We start from the raw sequence: 16,939 nt of genomic DNA, 5'->3' as shown, positions 1-16,939 counted from the left end.
TTCAGTTATCGATCTTGGCTTGCTCGTTCGTGAAAACAGTCAAAGCCGATACGCCTCATTGCGTATTATTTTTTTAGATTGATTTCAGCTTCAATAGAGCTTGTTTCAATATCAGGGTGAGACGCCAGTTTGTCGGTTGCCCACTGGTTTAGGTGCTTAAGAATTGCAGATACCGCGTGTTTCTGAGTTGGAGCTTTATCTTGGTCGATGTCGATTTTCTGCTTTGGATGTGAACCTGTTGCATCTTCAGCGATATGTAGCCAATCTGGGTGCCAGTAATATGGCTGGCCACTCGGTGTTGTCCAACTATGAACACCGTTTGACTCTCCTTTATAACTTAACTGGTCTGCTTCTATTTTTTTCATTGTTATCTCGCATGTTTTTTGGGTTACATCAAATTATAGAGGCACAGAGCGAACTTGGCTCCCGCCTTGAGTACAAACTTAGCAAAGCTTACAAAGTTATCTGTGAACCAATTCACACAATTATAGAAATCAGGGGTAATCATATGGATAGCAGCAATAGTTGTTAACGTTAGTGATAAAATCTCCGGCTTATAAATTTATCTAGGTAGTACAATTAGATGGCGCGTTATGAAGAGCTTGCAAAGGACATTCGAACTCAGATTGCCAACAACACTTGGCGATCCGGGGAGAAGATCCCTTCTGTGCGCATGAGTTGTCGAAATTACAACGTCAGTAATAGTACTGTTCTACAAGCCTATCAATTGTTAGAAAGTGAAGGCTGGATCATCGCTAAGCCTCAATCGGGCTATTTTGTCGCGCCCAGAATAGATGGTGTGGAATGCCAAGTGCCGTCAGCGCGTGAGAAGAAAGCGATTAACGACCGTTTGTTTGACTTTTTGAAGTCGAGTTCCGCAGAAGGTGTGATTCCTTTTGGCTCAGCATTCCCAGACCCTGATCTGTTCCCTTTACCTACCTTGACCCGAAATCTCGCGAGTGCTGGCAGAAAAATGACTGGCGCGAGTGTCATTAATAATTTACCTCCGGGCAGTGAGTCACTGAGAAGGCAAATTGCGCAGCGTTATTTACAGCAAGGTATTACGGTGAATCATCAAGACATCGTGATTACTTCGGGCGCAATGGAAGCGCTCAACTTGAGTTTGCAAACGGTTACCAAATCAGGTGACAATGTTGTTATTGAGTCCCCCGCATTTTATGGTGCATTGCAGGCCGTTGAGAGGTTAGGGCTTAACCCTATTGAAGTGGATGTATGCCCTGTTAATGGGTTGAATCTCCAACAGTTTGAACACGCGTTGAAAACTCAAAACGTGAAAGCGTGTTGGTTGATGACAACCTTTCAAAACCCGACGGGAACAAGTTTGTCTGAAGAGGCGAAGCGTCGTGTGGTAGAGATTGCAGAACAACACGAAACCTACATTATTGAGGATGACGTGTATGGTGACCTCTACTTCGAAGGCTATAAGCCTAAGCCACTAAAAGCCTTCGATAAGACCGATTCTGTTCTGCTTTGTGGTTCGTATTCAAAAAGTTTATGCCCAGGTTATCGTGTGGGGTGGGTTGTTAATACTCGTTTCAACGATGCCATTCAAAAGCTTCAGCTCCTTTCTACATTATCAAGCAGTGCGCCTGTTCAGCTTGGTGTCGCACACTTTCTAACGCATGAAAGCTATGACAATCATCTTCGTAAATTGCGTAAAAACCTGTTGATGAGAAAAGAAGATTTTATCAGCGTGATCAAGCAGTATTTCCCGCACTCTATCCAAATTGAACAGCCCGTCGGTGGTTATTTTGTTTGGATTCGTTTTACCGAGAGTTTTGATAGCCAAAAATTCCATCAATTGGCGATTGCTCAGGGGATCAGCGTCGCTTCAGGCGATCTGTTTAGTGAACAGGGCAGAGTGGATAACGCCATTAGACTGAATTTCTCTTATGAACTGACGCAAGAGAAAGAACAAGCGCTTATCCTGCTTGGAAAACTGGCGCATAAGCTTACTCATCAATAGGCTGCTTATGACTCATCGCCTAGCTTGCGGTTGATCTAGCGGTATATAGGTATAGCGCTAGATAAAGATGTAGCGATATAACCGTCCAAAAGGCTAAGTCACTCATAAAACAGCGAATGATTTCAACTGTACGGACTGATTCCTCTGTAACTGTACGCCTTATTGATCAAAGAGTTGTGCTTCAATAACGGTAGACCAAATTTTGGAGATACCGTTATGTTGAGAGTGACTATGGGAAACGAAGTTAAGCTAATTATAGTGGCTATTGTGTGCGCACTTCTGCTTATTATCGGCCATGTATTACTGGCAAAAGCATTCGCAGATATGGCTTGGGCTGAATATACAACGGCAGCGATCCCATTCGTTATGATGGCAATCTGTGGTTTCGCCATCAAATACGCAATCGACCAAGATGTCGATTAAGCGGATTATTCAGTCGAACTATTTTAAGCCCTGCCAGAATTTGGCAGGGCTTTTTCGTTTTAAATGGCCTGAATTTTTGAATAGCTGCATTAAAGCTTAGCTCTGAAGACTATCTCATACCTTAATGCCACAGGCTTTGTAAGTCTTTGTAAGCGCGAAATGGTGATTATTTGGAATATGCATCACCTTTAGTCAAAAACTTGGCTTATTGGTTGTGCTAGGAAATAACCAGAGCCCACCTTTCATTGTCATACATTCATGTCAATTATTGGTCGTTATACGATAAAAGTGATTTAAATAAAGGCTTACAGTACCTTACAGGTTTAAATTTCCCATTTATTACAATTGGTTATAACTAATTGGGATACGGGATGATGAGATTGAAATATACAAAAACAAACCTGTGCATGTTGGCTTTGTTAGCCACCAATGCTTCAGCAAGCGAACTCCATGTTGATTTGAATCGACTAAGCAATTTTTCGGAAGTTGGCACTAATAGATTGTCTATTTACAGTGAATTTATCGGCTATGAGCTTGATGAGGGAAAGTATCGTTACGCAAGAGAGGTGGATCTAAATGGTTTGGATTGGGCATTTTTGTATGGTGATCATCAAAGAGTTGAGAAAGAAAATATTGATCTGATAAGCGATGTAACCGTTAGTGGTGAATTAAAGCAGATCATTAATTCAGATAGTAAAAACGCCTTTGGCAATCGTTATTACTGGCAAGGCGGTGACTCTAACGATTATAAACAGGAACTATCTTTTGCTGGTCTAATTCAAGGTACTGGTGGTTTTGATTTTCATGTTAAACCGGGGAAACAAGGGCGTTTTTCAGTTGAACTGTACACGCACAACTGGCTGTCTTCTTCCAATGTGACGGCGTGTATTAAAAAGCAATGTAACACTATCAAAAATGATATTTCCTTTCACATGACCAGTGTAAAAAACATCGTCACCTTTGAAACCCAATCTCCAGATGACATCGTTGAAATCTCATATTCACGCCAATATAGGCAGTTTGATTTTGAATCGAGACAAGGCTATCACGCTATTGAGGCTATCCAGTTGAGAGAGGTTGAGTAACATGAAAAGAATCATTCTAGCATCAGCAATTGTAGCGACCTTTTCTGCGCACGCGGGTCTCGGAAAAATGGATCGTTCGGTCACTCAACACAAAACGTTCGCTCTACAAACTCAATTCGATTTTGCATGTCACATGAATGCCGGCTCGGCAACGTTGATTGACCCATATTGGGTGATTACTGCTAACCATGTATCCGGGTCTAAAAGCGAAGGTTATGAGAATGCGGTAACTTGTTCTTCTTATGAAAAAGATGAGAACGGTAAGTACAACGTTATTCATACATCACGTGCGACCACCGACCCTGATGGAGAGTGGGGCGAATATGAATTCACCGATGGCATTTATGATTTCGCTCTGGTGCGCTTAGACACGCCAATCACCGGTATTAAGCCCGCGAAGTTACCAGAGAAAGGGATGTTTGACCATTCTGAAATCTATGAAGTAAACAGTGTTGGCTTTGGTAACTATAACGGACGTAATGGTGGCAAAAAGTTTGTTAAGTACAACGACGCAGATAAGAAATGGTTAGCTGAATATAAATATGACCCGGTGATAATGCCTCAAAGCAATCTTCAATGGCTGATTATCCATGGGGATTCGGGATCTGGTATTACGATTGAGAGAGAAGGCGAGCTTTACATTATTGGGGAGATAGGCCTTCAATATTATGGTGAGCTAGGCTGGCAAGATACATTCGATGATGTTTTGGGGAGATTAGACTCTCTAAAAAGCGATATGAGAACGCATGGGTTTAGTTACTCGAAGCCAATAAATCTTGGTGACGTAAGATGGACGCCAACGACCCAGAACAGTATCGAAGATCTTCATGCCTTTTACAGTTACTGGAAAGCTGGAAGTATGGACTTTAATGGTACTTATTGGACGAAGGATGGCGGTATTTACAACACCGCTTATGCGCTAGAAGGTGAAACGTACACTTTTGAAACTGTCATTCCTGCAAACCCAAAAGCGCCCGCTTTTGATGTGTTTGTAAATGGTCGTCAGGTTGCTCATAACATTAGGGCGGATAAGGATAGTTTATTCTTTAAAGTGAATGCCTTTGAGCAAAAGGGTGATCAGATGGTGATTGAATTTAAGCCGCTAGAACAGACGGGCGAGAAGATACTTTTAGATCACTTTTTGGTTCGTACTGTCGAGTAGATTGAGCTGTTAAGCTTTTATCAGTAGGCGCTTATGAACATGCCCTTATAAATAAGCGCGTATAAAAAAACCTCCGTATATACGGAGGTTTTTATCTATTTAATTATCTATCTATACTGACTTCTATGAAAGAAGAAAGCTGAGATTAGAAGTTAGCAGAGCGTGGCGTACGTGGGAATGGAATCACGTCACGAACGTTGCCCATACCTGTTACGTAAGATACTAGACGCTCGAAGCCAAGACCGAAGCCTGCGTGTGGCACGGTGCCGTATTTACGTAGGTCGCGGTACCAGCTCATGTGTTCTGGGTCGATACCCATGCCAATCATACGCTCGTCAAGAACGTCTAGACGCTCTTCACGTTGTGCACCACCGATGATTTCACCGATGCCTGGTGCAAGTACGTCCATTGCTGCAACTGTTTTGCCGTCGTCGTTTAAGCGCATGTAGAAAGCTTTGATGTCTTTCGGGTAGTTCTTAACGATAACCGGCGCTTTGAAGTGTTCTTCAGCTAGGTAACGCTCATGCTCAGAAGACATGTCGATGCCCCACTCAACGTCAAATTCAAATTTCTTACCAGAATCTAGTAGGATTTGGATTGCGTCAGTGTAGTCGACTTGTGCGAAATCAGCGTCTACAAATTGCTCTAGACGAGTGATTGCTTCTTTGTCGATGCGAGAAGCGAAGAACTCAAGGTCGTCGCGGCGCTCTTCAAGAACAGCAGCAAAAACGTACTTAAGCATGTCTTCAGCCAGTTTCGCTACATCGTCAAGGTCTGCAAACGCAACTTCAGGCTCAACCATCCAGAACTCAGCTAGGTGGCGGCTTGTGTTTGAGTTTTCAGCACGGAACGTAGGACCGAACGTGTAAACCTTGCTTAGTGCACAAGCGTAAGCTTCAGCATTAAGTTGGCCAGATACAGTTAGGAAAGTCTCTTTACCGAAGAAATCTTCGTTGAAATCAACTTTGCCTTCGTCAGTGCGAGGTAGGTTTTCCATGTCTAGCGTAGATACGCGGAACATTTCACCAGCGCCTTCTGCATCAGATGCAGTGATAAGCGGAGCTGAAGTCCAGAAGAAACCTTGCTCGTGGTAGAAACGGTGAATCGCTTGCGATAAACAGTTACGTACACGTGCTACTGCGCCGATCACGTTTGTACGTGGGCGTAGGTGAGCAACTTCACGAAGGTATTCGATAGAGTGACGTGTCTTAGCCATTGGATAAGTGTCAGCGTCTTCAACCCAGCCTACAACTTTAACGTCAGTTGCTGCTAGTTCGAAGTCTTGACCTTTCGCAGGAGACTCAACAATCTTACCCGTTACTTCAACAGAGCAGCCAGTTGTTAGCTTTAATACTTCGTCTTCGTAATTATTAAGATTATTAGGAACCACGGCCTGAATCGGGTCGAAACAAGAGCCGTCATAAATGGCAAGGAAAGAGATTCCAGCTTTGGAATCACGACGTGAACGGATCCAGCCGCGAACAGTTACTTCACTGTCTACCGCTAGCTTGCCGCCAAGTACGTCTGTTACAGGCGCGTAAGTCATGTTGGTTTCATTCTCCATAGAGGGACAAATTCAGCTCAAAGTTACTGGCATTAATACAAATAAATAGACTTTTGCACAATAATTAGCCGAAACATTGAGTTGTATAAACTTTTTAAATCGATTGAACATATTACCTGTCATACGGACAGCTTCAACCTTTATTCTTGCTCGACGAAAGAAATATTGTGTCTACAGACAATAAAAACCACTAAGGGTTGTTTTTTTGTTCGATTTCATGCGGTGTAATTGCCGTTAGACGTTTATAAACGTCATGCCGAAGTTAGGTTATTAAACTAGGTTAGTAACGGATTTAGTGAATAGCAGTAACCGTTTTAATGAATAGCCGTAACCGTTGACGAGCTGGTATGGGTTTGGAATCTTTGTTTGCAATAATGAATGTGTGATTGCATCAAGACTCACTTTATATTGGCGCGGCTCAAGCTAGCTCAATGCTTACGATCCAACTTAATACTTACGATCTAGTCTAATGTTTACTCGCTAGCTTAATTTTTACTGTTTACCTTACGTACCTATTATTAATCGGCTTGAGCTTACTTAATCAATAGCAAACCAATCACAAACCAGAGGAGTTTAATATTCACGTGTTAATTACGCCGCCTTAGCCCCTGCATTCTCTCTACACCCGCACTTTTCGAGCGCTCGCTCATTCAAGAAAAACAGTCGATCAAATTATGTCTCAACAAGGCAGGGATGACTGTATAAGTAAAAGAGAATTACATGCTTAATTATTTAAAAAAACACTGGTTATCAAATGTTAAAGGAGATTCATTATCTGGGATTGTCGTTGCACTTGCATTGATCCCTGAAGCTATCGCATTTTCAATTATCGCAGGCGTAGATCCTAAAGTAGGGTTATACGCATCTTTCTGTATTTGTGTCGTCACTGCTTTGGTTGGAAGTCGTCCGGGAATGATCTCCGGAGCAACGGGCGCAATGGCGCTGTTAATGGTTACTTTAGTTAAAGACCACGGGCTAGAATATCTACTCGCCGCTTCATTCCTTGCTGGCGTGATTCAAATTGCCGCGGGTTATCTCAAGCTGGGTAACTTAATGAACTTTGTTTCAAAATCAGTCATAACGGGTTTTGTTAACGCACTCGCGATTCTTATCTTCATGGCGCAACTCCCCGAACTCATCAATGTGCCATCAAGCGTTTACCTGTTAGTCGCTCTTGGTTTAGCCATTATTTATCTGCTTCCTTATTTCCCTAAATTAGGCAGTGCGATACCGTCTCCATTGATTGCCATCGTAGTACTTACTATCGTCAGTCTGCTCTTTGGTTTGGATGTCAGAACAATTGGCGATATGGGTAAGCTTCCTGATTCACTGCCTGTGTTCTTAATTCCTAATATTCCATTCACGTTTGATACGTTGGCGACCATACTTCCTTATTCTATTGCTCTGTCCCTCGTAGGCTTATTAGAGTCCTTAATGACAGCGACGATCGTCGATGATCTGACTGATACAGAAAGTAATAAGAACAATGAATGTAAAGGGCAGGGCGTAGCGAACATCGTGGCCTCTTTATTTGGTGGCATGGCGGGATGTGCGATGATCGGCCAGTCTATAATCAATATAAAATCTGGCGGTTTGACGAGGTTATCAAGCTTAATTGCAGGTGTTGTCTTGTTGTTGATGGTGGTGTTTGTTTCTGATTGGTTGAAGCTGATACCGATGGCCGCTTTAGTGTCTGTGATGATCATGGTTTCAATCGGCACGTTTTCATGGCGTTCTGTTGTTGAGCTTAAAGACCACACACTCCCAACTAACGTAACCATGCTAGCAACCGTGGCGGTGGTGGTGTTTACTCACAATCTCGCAATAGGTGTTGCGGTTGGCGTGGTGCTATCGGCTCTGTTTTATGCGCATGCTAGCAAGTCGATGGTCTTTATATCCGATGAGGTCGTGACCAACGAACTGCACACCACTCATCGAGTAAAAGGCCATGTCTTTTTTGCTTCTTCGGATGCCTTTGTCGATCTATTTGATTATGACAACGCCACGTCTTTAGTGACCATCGATATATCGGATGCGTCGTTCCTAGATAACACGTCGGTTGAGGCGCTTGATAAGGTCGTATTTAAGTTCCGTAAAAAAGGCGCTTATGTAGAGGTCGCAGGAATGGATACCGTGAGTGCGAATCTGATATTCAAACACGCGATGTACCACAAGCATAAAGATTTAACCGCGGTTTCCATTACGCATTAATCATGGTTTAAGGTACTTTGAAAGCCTGAAAGCCTGAAAGCCTGAAAGCCTGAAAGCCGGAACTAGACATTGTTATGAAGATAAAGCGCTCATCTTTGAGCGCTTTTTTATTGATGTCGGTAGGAGAGTTTTACCGACTTATGACTGACCTTTATCGTTGGTATTAGAGCTCGATAAGGTGAATTGGTTGATAAGAGATTCAAGGTGATCAGACAGCTCTTCTAAATCATTACTGATTCCACGAGTCTCAGCCGCAGACTGCGATGTGTTGTCTGCGTGATAAGTGATGGTTTCAACCTTTTGTTGAACATCCTGAGTCGCGTGTGTGGTGGATTGTGTTTGCTGCTGAATATTCTGTGCGTGAGCCAAGACTTGTTTCATCTCTTCGACCACACCATTCATTTCAATTGAAAGTGCGTCGATATCAGTTGAGCTTTGATGGGCTTGTTCGCAAACGCGATCGGCAGAAGTCAGCGACTCTTCGCTGCCTTGTTGAAATTGATGAATGATTGACTCAATGCTGCCTGTTGCTTCTGCGGTTCGCGATGCAAGATGGCGAACTTCATCTGCAACTACCGCAAAGCCCCGACCTTGTTCTCCCGCACGAGCCGCTTCAATCGCCGCATTTAAGGCTAGAAGATTGGTTTGGTCGGCAATGCCACGAATCACACTCAATATTGAAGAGACCTCTCCGGTTTGCTCATTGAGTGTCAGTATCTTGTGTTTCACTTCTTCTATGCTACTGACTAGGTTCTTTATCTCACTACTTGCATCATGTGCTTGGTTGGCACTTTTACAGGCCACATCAGCGGTATGATTGATGAGCTCTGAAGCGGTTAAAGTGGCTTGTTCTACATTGACTTGCTGCGCCTGTATCCCTTCGATATTGTTTTGTACTTCAGCTGTTTCGTTTTGTTGATCGCTGGCGGCTTGCTCGGTAATTTGTGCAACACTGGTCAGTTGGTTGGCTGAAGCATTCAGTTTGTGCGAGGTGTCTTGTACCCTCTCTAAGCTGTTGGAAACAGTGCCCATGAACGAGTTGATGGAGTTAGCAAGCGTACCAATTTCATCTTTGCTTTGCTCTGGAAGCCGAGTGGATAGGTTTTTATCACTGCTGACTTGGGTCATAAAGCGAGAGGTTTGTTGAAGCGGGCGAACGATTATCTTACGAATCAATCCCATAGTAAGAACGAATCCGGCAAAGGAGATCACCGCCATGATACCGATCGCAGCCATGGTTTGAGTGTTAATCAATGAATTTACATGGTTTAGGTTGTATTCAAGACGTATTGCGCCCAGTACTTCACCCTCAGGTGCCATGTGGCAAGCGACGCAATTCGTACCACGATAGTTCTCGCTCGATTTCATTGGCAGAGCAATAACCAAGCCTTTTCCCCAATCAGCAGAAAAGGGTTCGATAACGGTTTCACCCGCTAGCGCTCGTTTATCAATATCATCAACAGGCGTTTGGTTGTCATTACCAGGCCCGTATAACTTACTCACCGCATCAGCGCGCAATACACGAACATTTTCAATACCTTCTTGAGCTAACGCTTTCTGACGAAGTGTCTCTTTTTGTGCCATGGTGCCCGTAAGCATCATCATATTAAGGCTATCGAAATAGTTACTCGCTTTATCGTGCAATTGTTCACTGAGTACAGAGTTAACTAACTCTTTCTGTTGCGAATATTGAAAATACGTCGATATGGCAAGCAAGAATGTAAACACGATGGCTAAAGCCACCAGGATTTTGAACGTGATTGTTGAGCGCATAGGGGGTTATTTTTTTTATTTATAATGACGCGCATACTTTACGTGTCAGAAATCCTACTACCTATGGGGTATAACAAATAGTGTGACCATGCTCCGGTTGTGGTTATGTTTCTGTGATGTAGCAAGTTTGTGTTGTTTTTTTGGCGCGTAAGTGTCAGTAATTTATCATTAAATAGCGATAAGTATGATCTTGTTTCCGTGTTTGCAATCTTTAAATGTTAATTTTATTAATACCTGTAGCTGGTGAGGTTTGGTCTTATAAAATCAGTTTGAAGGCTTACTATTGATAGAACTTGTGAAGTGACAGGGTTTTACGTAAAATTGCGTGTCATTTTTTTAGCCTGAGAAACACAATGAGATCTGAGTTATACAAAGAGTTTATGTTTGAAGCAGCCCACCATCTTCCACACGTGCCAGAAGGGCATAAGTGCGGTCGTTTGCATGGACACTCTTTTCTTGTTCGTTTGTACGTAGAAGGCGAAGTTGATCCACATACAGGCTGGGTAATCGACTTTTCTGAAATTAAAGAAGTCTTCAAGCCAATCTACGACCGTCTTGATCACTACTACTTGAACGACATTGAAGGTTTAGAAAACCCAACGAGTGAAGTATTAGCTAAATGGATCTGGAACGAGCTAAAACCAAACTTGCCGCTTCTAAGCAAAGTTGAAATTAAAGAAACATGCACTGCCGGTTGTATCTACCGCGGTGAATAAGGTTTCGAGACTGTAATTTCAAAGCTATATTTTTAAAGTAATTGCCTTCAATACGATAGTATTCAATATCGCTTTTGAGGTTATAGTCTTCAAAGTTTCAAAGTTTCAAAGTTTCAAAGTTTCAAAGTTTCAAAGTTTCAAAGTTTCAAAGTTTCAAAGTTTCAAAGTTTCAAAGTTACGAAAGGCGCTCACAAGAGCGCCTTTTTTGTGCCTGTCTTATTATTTGGGTTATTCTGCGTACAAGCATTGTTGTTAATGGGTTTGGTGTATTTCTGAGGCTAACTTATTACTAATAATGATTGTTGCTTTATACGGTTTAGTGGTTTATTTATGCTCAAATGGCTATTTTGTTCAATTTAATAGCAAAAATTGTGGTTATAGCGTTGTGTTTCGAGACCCATTCTATAAGATGAAAAGACCTCTATGAGAGAGGTAGGGCAGCAACGGATACGCTGCTTTAAATACTATGGAATGTGACTTACTGGACACATACATGAAATTCAAGATTACATCACCGATCATCGAACCTACGGAAGGTTCTCCACATCAGTTAACGCAAACTCATGATTCTCGTTTTACCTCTTTTAAGACAAGCTCCCCTTTGAACGCCCTGTTCGACAACGTCTCTGCACGCTTCTTTATCGCTTATCGCTCCTATTGTTATTCGTTTTATAACTTTATTTCTATCTGAACTCCTTTGTCATCCCATCGATGAACGAAGACTCACATCTATAAAAACTAAACAAATAAGTTAAAGACAATGAATATTAAAATGATAGGGAGCTCCCTAATTATCGCTGGTACCGCTCTCGGTGCTGGTATGCTTGCGATCCCAATGGTATTGGCTCAATTCGGATTGCTTTACGGCACGCTGCTGATGGTATTGATCTGTTTCGGTACCACTTACGCAGCATTATTACTTCTAGAAGCGACCATCAAAGCTGGTGGCGGTTTAGGATTGAACTCTATTGCTCGAAAAACGCTGGGTAAACAAGGTCAACTGCTTACCAATGGGTTGCTTTATGCGCTACTGATTTGCTTGCTAATGGCATACATCTTGGGTGCTGGCGACTTGTTAAGTAAGTTGCTGTCTAACTTTGGTGTTGAGATAAGTGCGACAACGGGTCAAATTGCATTTACGCTTATTGCCGGAGCCGTGGTGGCGAGTGGAACTGGTGTGATTGATAAGCTGAACCGTGCATTGTTCTTTGTGATGTTAGTCAGTCTGTTTGTCACCATGACGTTCTTGGCGCCAAGTATGACTCATGAGAACTTGATGCAGGTGACAAGCCATGATCATGTTGACCTCATCAAAACCAGCGCGATTCTCTTTACCAGTTTTGGCTTTATGGTTGTGATTCCAACCTTGGTTTCTTACAACCACGAAGCGACAGACAAGCAACTGCGCAATATGGTGATCGTAGGCTCTCTGATTCCATTAGTGTGTTACCTGTGTTGGTTGTTTGCGGTAGTGGGTAACCTGAGTGAAGAGCAATTCAGAAGCTTTAACAATGTGTCTGACTTGATGGCTGCGTTTGAAGCTCAATCTCCTTGGGTGGGTAACGTTCTTTCTACTTTCACAGGTTTGGCGTTGTTGACCTCTTTCTTTGGTGTGGCAATGGCGTTGTTCAACCAGAACAAAGACATGTTCAACCAAAACACCGCGGTAACGTATTGTATTAGCTTCATCTTACCGTTGGCGGGTTCATTACTTGCAGCAGACAAGTTCTTACAAGTATTGAACTACGCGGGCATCATCTTGGTGTTCTTGGCCGTGTTTGTTCCTTTAGTTATGGTTCACAAGCAGCGTTTCATGAAAGTTGCTGATGATAGATACCGCGCAGAAGGTGGCAACGTAATGATGGTTTTCTCATTGCTATTTGGTTGCTTCTTGCTTATCTCACAAGTGATCTAACAAAACAATTTGGTCGGTTGAATAAATCAGTTACCAAATTTCAGCTACAAAAGCTTTAGATACAAAAAAAGGAACGCATTGGCGTTCCTTTTTATTATCTGCTCGTTATCAAGCAGACTGAGTTAAGCGTTGGCTTGTTAACTAATGTTGACCAACAAGTTAATGCTGACTAGCAAACTAATGCTAACTAACAAACAACCTTAACAGCCAAACCACCTTGAGAAGTCTCACGGTATTTAGCGTTCATGTCTTTGCCTGTTTCTAGCATAGTTTCGATAACTTTATCTAGAGATACAGTAGGAGCAGAAGAACGACGAAGTGCCATACGAGTCGAGTTGATTGCTTTAACTGCAGCAATACCGTTACGCTCGATACATGGTACTTGTACTTGGCCAGCAACAGGGTCACATGTAAGACCTAGGTTGTGTTCCATGCCGATTTCTGCAGCCATACATACTTGCTCTGGACTACCACCCATAAGCTCAGCAAGACCAGCAGCAGCCATAGAGCATGCCACGCCAACTTCGCCCTGACAGCCAACTTCAGCACCAGAGATAGAAGCGTTACGCTTGTAAAGACCACCGATCGCACCAGAAGCTGCGAAGTAACGGATGTAATCTTTCTCTGTCACCGTTTGGATGAACTTGTCGTAGTACGCCAATACAGCAGGGATGATGCCACATGCGCCGTTAGTTGGTGCAGTAACAACACGGCCACCGGCAGCATTTTCTTCGTTTACTGCGAATGCAAACATGTTCACCCAATCAACAACCGTCATTGGATCATTGGTTGTTTTTTCTGAAGTAATCAGAAGTTGGCGAAGTGAAGCTGCACGGCGAGGTACACGCAATGGACCCGGCAGGATACCTTCAGTATTCATACCGCGATCCATACACTCACGCATCGTTTTCCAGATGTTTGCGAAGTAAGTACGAGACTCTTCGTCTGAGTGGAAAGCCGCTTGGTTTTTCATAACCAGTGTACTGATAGAAAGACCACTTTCTTTACATTGATTAACCAGCTCTTCAGCTGTTGTGAATTCGTAAGGTGCTTTAATCGGGTTTTCTTCTTCTTTGCCGAAGCTCTCTTCGTCAACGATGAAACCGCCACCAATAGAGTAGTACGTTTTTGAGTAAGCTACTTCGTCATCAACCCAAGCATGAATGCTCATGCCGTTCTCGTGTAGAGAAAGGTTGGTTTTATGGAAATTCATTCCGCCATCTTTAGGGAACGAAACAGTATGACAGTGCATACCAACAGGTAGACGTTCAGTTTCTTCTACTCGTGCAATAAAGCCCGCGATAGAGTCAATATCTACTTTCTCAGGGGTGTTGCCAGCAAGACCCATGATGATAGCGATATCGGTGTGGTGACCTTTCCCTGTCAGTGATAGTGATCCATATACGTCCACGGTGATTTTAGTGATGTCGCGCAATTTTCCCATTGAACGTAGGTCATCAATAAATTCTTTACCCGCTTTCATTGGTCCAACTGTGTGTGAGCTCGATGGACCAACACCGATTTTATAGATATCAAATACACTAATCATAGCGATTACCTCAAAAAGAGAGCCTCCCAAGGGGAGTAGGGAGGCTCATTTATTATCATTATATTTTTTGTCTAATCTCGCGATATAAGATGGATGCCATCTTATAAAAAAGGCTTGAGATTAAAGAGCGCCGTAGATTACAGAACTAATAGCCGCTAGACCACATAAAGCTGTAAAGATTTGCACAGGTGCTGAAGTTTTGTACTTAGCCATTGCTGGTACTTTCTGCATCGCGAATACAGGCATTAGGAACAGGATAGCTGCAATCATTGGAGCACCCATTGTTTCAATCATACCTAGGATGCTTGGGTTAACTACCGCAACAATCCAAGTTGTAACAACGATGAACGCTAGAGATGCTTTCTCAATCGTGCTGATTGAAGAACCAGAGCGAGATTTGATTAGACCAACAAGACCTTCATGAGCACCTAGGAAGTGACCGAAGTAGCTAGAAGTGATTGCTGCGAACGCGACTAGAGGACCCATGTAAGAGATAAGTGGAGACTCATGAACGTTAGCTAGGTAAGAAAGAACCGAGATGTTTTGTGATTGTGCTGTTGCTAGTTGCTCTGGAGATAGAGAAAGCACTACAGAGAATACGAAGAACATTACAAAACCCATCAGCATCATTGCTGCGCCGCCAGTGATCGCGTCAGTTTTCTTAACTGCGTCGTCACCGTATACACGACGTTGCTCTTTAGAGAACTGTGAAATGATTGGGCTGTGGTTGAAAGAGAACACGATGATTGGAATCGCAAGCCAGATAATAGAAGGCATTGCTGACCATTCTGGGCTTGTTTCCATCATTGAAGTGTTCCAATCAGGAACTAGGTAGAAAGATAACGCTAGTAGTACTAATACTAGTGGGTAAACCATTGCTGAAGTTGCTTTAAGCATCAGCTCTTTACCGAATACAACACCTGCTGTCATAGCAAGGATAAGTGCACCAGAAAGAAGAGGACGTGGAATAGATTCCATACCCATTTGGTTTACTAGGAAAGAATCAACCGTGTTGGTGATACCAACGCCGTAGATAAGAACGATTGGGTAGATAGCGAAAAAGTATGCAAAAGTAATAAGGTTTGCGCCAGTCTTACCGAAGTGTTCTTCAACTGTATCCGTAATATCAGCTTCTGGGTTCTTAGAAGATAAAACGAAACGAGCTAGAGATTTGTGTGCGAACCAAGTCATTGGTGCCGCGATTAGAGCAAGGATAACTAGTGGCCAAAAACCACCCGCACCTGCTTTGATTGGAAGGAATAGTACGCCAGCACCAACTGCTGTACCGAATAGTGATAAACACCAGGTAAAATCTTTGTAGTTAAACTTGCTTGAATCTTTAACGGCATTTGCCGAAGAAGTTGTTGTGTTCATGTTAAATTACTCATTTTTTGGGAACAGGAAATAAGTTGGGGCTAATTCTGCATAATTTTAGTCTGCAAAAAATAGATCTAAATCATGTATTGAAACGGCGTGTCACATGATATGCGAAAAACGGATTTTTGATCACGAAAATGGTGTGCTACAGGTGATTTATGTTCATGCTTGGCATTAGTTTTTTTAATGTCAGAGGTGGGGTTGTTTGGATTTATACCAGGGAAACGTTTGCGTAAAATTGCACTAATAAATCTGTTCCATAGAAAGGCTGGATTTTGTTAACAGAGTTTAAACAAAACGTAGTTTCTATGTGATTTGTTGCACTACATGCTGCTGCAATGATTGGATGATTTGTGCTGTGACGCCCCAAATTAGGTGCTCTTCGAAGGGCATGGCGAAAACACGATGTTTGATTTGCTTAAAATTCACCATGTGGCTGTGTAACTTAGCTTGGTCTAAAACATAGGTGGCAGGAACCTCAAAAATAGAGGCAACTTCGTTCTCATCAATAACAGCTTTGTAATCAGGATCGACCATTGCAACAATCGGTGTAACCGAAAATTTACTAATGGTACTCAATACTGGTAATTGCCCAACAATTTTAACCTGATCCGATCGAATTCCTACCTCTTCATGAAGTTCTCTCAGTGCCGTAAATTGCATAGATGGGTCGGAGAGTTCGTGTTTTCCTCCAGGGAAGCTGATCTGGCCCGGGTGGTGCTTAAGATGTGCTGCTCTTTTAGTAAAAATGACATGTAAACCGTCTTCTCTTTCAACTAAACCAACTACGACTGCCGCTTTCCGAAGTTGATCCCCAGTTATATGAGAAACACGTTCAACGGACTCTGGGTGGTAGCCAACGGTTGGGTTAAGTTGGAACTGTTGAAGGAAGCGATCTTTATTCATGTCATGCCAATATATTGATTATTATCATTTTAAGTATAGGCACAACATTGAGTCGAAAGCCAATCTCACTGTTTTGCTCGCTGTGCGGTTCGTTTGGCTTATGTCCATTTGTTATTTAGCAGCTCCTTGCTCCCCTCTTTGTTGGCTAAATACCCGGTAGCATAGTGATAGGGTCACTTTAAGTAGGAAGGTCTAAACCAAGCGGAGAAATTGTATGAAAGAAAACAAGCAAGGTAAAAACAGGGAAGTGATATATAAGACAGACAAGTGA

The 16,939-nt window shown here is 42.7% G+C and carries 14 protein-coding genes; 8 read left to right on the top strand and 6 right to left on the bottom strand.

Annotation, left to right across the window (positions count from 1 at the left end; all coding sequences use genetic code 11):
• Window positions 1-65: 65 nt before the first annotated feature.
• The gene (locus OCV36_RS09685) at window positions 66-365 is read right to left on the bottom strand and encodes a hypothetical protein (protein ID WP_017074608.1); all 300 of its coding nucleotides are present in this window, start codon (window positions 363-365) and stop codon (window positions 66-68) included.
• Between the two features lie 218 nt (window positions 366-583).
• Here OCV36_RS09685 and OCV36_RS09680 point away from each other — a divergent pair, with 218 nt between their 5' ends.
• The 4 genes from OCV36_RS09680 to OCV36_RS09665 all read left to right on the top strand — a co-directional run bounded on the left by OCV36_RS09680 (window position 584) and on the right by OCV36_RS09665 (window position 4,657).
• Window positions 584-1,987 carry an aminotransferase-like domain-containing protein gene (locus OCV36_RS09680; RefSeq protein ID WP_135455032.1) on the top strand — a complete coding sequence of 468 codons (1,404 nt, stop codon included), beginning with the start codon at window positions 584-586 and terminating at the stop codon, window positions 1,985-1,987.
• Between the two features lie 216 nt (window positions 1,988-2,203).
• Window positions 2,204-2,410 (top strand): hypothetical protein, encoded by a 207-nt coding sequence (locus OCV36_RS09675; RefSeq protein ID WP_102553151.1) that lies wholly within the window; start codon window positions 2,204-2,206, stop codon window positions 2,408-2,410.
• A 407-nt stretch (window positions 2,411-2,817) separates the two neighbouring features.
• Window positions 2,818-3,495 (top strand): hypothetical protein, encoded by a 678-nt coding sequence (locus tag OCV36_RS09670; RefSeq protein WP_135455093.1) that lies wholly within the window; start codon window positions 2,818-2,820, stop codon window positions 3,493-3,495.
• Between the two features lies 1 nt (window position 3,496).
• A complete protein-coding gene (locus OCV36_RS09665; RefSeq protein ID WP_135455030.1) occupies window positions 3,497-4,657 on the top strand; it encodes a trypsin-like serine peptidase in 1,161 nt (386 codons plus the stop codon).
• 145 nt (window positions 4,658-4,802) lie between these two features.
• Here OCV36_RS09665 and asnS read toward each other — a convergent pair whose 3' ends face one another.
• A complete protein-coding gene (asnS, locus tag OCV36_RS09660; protein ID WP_017074603.1) occupies window positions 4,803-6,203 on the bottom strand; it encodes an asparagine--tRNA ligase in 1,401 nt (466 codons plus the stop codon).
• 738 nt (window positions 6,204-6,941) lie between these two features.
• On the opposite strand from asnS, the gene OCV36_RS09655 reads away from it, so the two are divergent.
• Window positions 6,942-8,432 (top strand): SulP family inorganic anion transporter, encoded by a 1,491-nt coding sequence (locus OCV36_RS09655; protein WP_135455028.1) that lies wholly within the window; start codon window positions 6,942-6,944, stop codon window positions 8,430-8,432.
• 138 nt (window positions 8,433-8,570) lie between these two features.
• Here the strand turns inward: OCV36_RS09655 and OCV36_RS09650 are convergent, their stop codons facing one another.
• Complete coding sequence (locus OCV36_RS09650) at window positions 8,571-10,205, bottom strand: methyl-accepting chemotaxis protein (RefSeq protein ID WP_135455026.1); 1,635 nt, start codon at window positions 10,203-10,205, stop codon at window positions 8,571-8,573.
• Between the two features lie 353 nt (window positions 10,206-10,558).
• Here OCV36_RS09650 and queD point away from each other — a divergent pair, with 353 nt between their 5' ends.
• The 3 genes from queD (at window position 10,559) to OCV36_RS09635 (ending at window position 12,836) form a co-directional block, all read left to right on the top strand.
• Window positions 10,559-10,921: a 6-carboxytetrahydropterin synthase QueD gene (gene queD, locus OCV36_RS09645; protein WP_017074600.1), complete on the top strand. Its 363-nt coding sequence runs from the start codon at window positions 10,559-10,561 to the stop codon at window positions 10,919-10,921.
• Between the two features lie 493 nt (window positions 10,922-11,414).
• Window positions 11,415-11,612, top strand: a complete 198-nt coding sequence (locus tag OCV36_RS09640; RefSeq protein ID WP_133151727.1) for a hypothetical protein — start codon at window positions 11,415-11,417, stop codon at window positions 11,610-11,612.
• A gap of 81 nt (window positions 11,613-11,693) precedes the next feature.
• The gene (locus OCV36_RS09635; RefSeq protein WP_029224994.1) at window positions 11,694-12,836 is read left to right on the top strand and encodes an amino acid permease; all 1,143 of its coding nucleotides are present in this window, start codon (window positions 11,694-11,696) and stop codon (window positions 12,834-12,836) included.
• Between the two features lie 187 nt (window positions 12,837-13,023).
• On the opposite strand, the gene OCV36_RS09630 is transcribed toward OCV36_RS09635, so the two are convergent.
• The 3 genes from OCV36_RS09630 to OCV36_RS09620 all read right to left on the bottom strand — a co-directional run bounded on the left by OCV36_RS09630 (window position 13,024) and on the right by OCV36_RS09620 (window position 16,668).
• On the bottom strand, window positions 13,024-14,385 hold the full coding sequence (locus tag OCV36_RS09630; RefSeq protein ID WP_004734717.1) for an L-serine ammonia-lyase: 1,362 nt from the start codon (window positions 14,383-14,385) through the stop codon (window positions 13,024-13,026).
• Window positions 14,386-14,505: 120 nt separating this feature from the next.
• Window positions 14,506-15,759, bottom strand: coding sequence for an aromatic amino acid transport family protein (locus OCV36_RS09625; protein ID WP_017074598.1), 1,254 nt, complete (start codon window positions 15,757-15,759; stop codon window positions 14,506-14,508).
• Window positions 15,760-16,068: 309 nt separating this feature from the next.
• Entirely contained in the window at window positions 16,069-16,668 is a 600-nt protein-coding gene (locus tag OCV36_RS09620; RefSeq protein WP_135455024.1) for a CoA pyrophosphatase, read from the bottom strand.
• Between the last annotated feature and the right edge of the window lie 271 nt (window positions 16,669-16,939).

The sequence above is a fragment of the Vibrio echinoideorum genome (assembly GCF_024347455.1).
GTDB classification, from domain to species: domain Bacteria; phylum Pseudomonadota; class Gammaproteobacteria; order Enterobacterales; family Vibrionaceae; genus Vibrio; species Vibrio echinoideorum.
Note: the sequence above shows the minus strand (reverse complement) of the source record. Positions and strands in the feature narration are given on the sequence as shown.

Coding starts and splice junctions, on each gene's coding strand:
- OCV36_RS09670 (WP_135455093.1), top strand. CDS start 2,818: ATGTTGGCTTTGTTAGCCACCAATGCTTCAGCAAGCGAACTCCATGTT.
- OCV36_RS09650 (WP_135455026.1), bottom strand. CDS start 10,205: ATGCGCTCAACAATCACGTTCAAAATCCTGGTGGCTTTAGCCATCGTG.
- OCV36_RS09640 (WP_133151727.1), top strand. CDS start 11,415: ATGAAATTCAAGATTACATCACCGATCATCGAACCTACGGAAGGTTCT.
- OCV36_RS09675 (WP_102553151.1), top strand. CDS start 2,204: ATGTTGAGAGTGACTATGGGAAACGAAGTTAAGCTAATTATAGTGGCT.
- asnS (WP_017074603.1), bottom strand. CDS start 6,203: ATGACTTACGCGCCTGTAACAGACGTACTTGGCGGCAAGCTAGCGGTA.
- OCV36_RS09655 (WP_135455028.1), top strand. CDS start 6,942: ATGCTTAATTATTTAAAAAAACACTGGTTATCAAATGTTAAAGGAGAT.
- OCV36_RS09620 (WP_135455024.1), bottom strand. CDS start 16,668: ATGAATAAAGATCGCTTCCTTCAACAGTTCCAACTTAACCCAACCGTT.
- queD (WP_017074600.1), top strand. CDS start 10,559: ATGAGATCTGAGTTATACAAAGAGTTTATGTTTGAAGCAGCCCACCAT.
- OCV36_RS09625 (WP_017074598.1), bottom strand. CDS start 15,759: ATGAACACAACAACTTCTTCGGCAAATGCCGTTAAAGATTCAAGCAAG.
- OCV36_RS09665 (WP_135455030.1), top strand. CDS start 3,497: ATGAAAAGAATCATTCTAGCATCAGCAATTGTAGCGACCTTTTCTGCG.
- OCV36_RS09635 (WP_029224994.1), top strand. CDS start 11,694: ATGATAGGGAGCTCCCTAATTATCGCTGGTACCGCTCTCGGTGCTGGT.
- OCV36_RS09685 (WP_017074608.1), bottom strand. CDS start 365: ATGAAAAAAATAGAAGCAGACCAGTTAAGTTATAAAGGAGAGTCAAAC.
- OCV36_RS09680 (WP_135455032.1), top strand. CDS start 584: ATGGCGCGTTATGAAGAGCTTGCAAAGGACATTCGAACTCAGATTGCC.
- OCV36_RS09630 (WP_004734717.1), bottom strand. CDS start 14,385: ATGATTAGTGTATTTGATATCTATAAAATCGGTGTTGGTCCATCGAGC.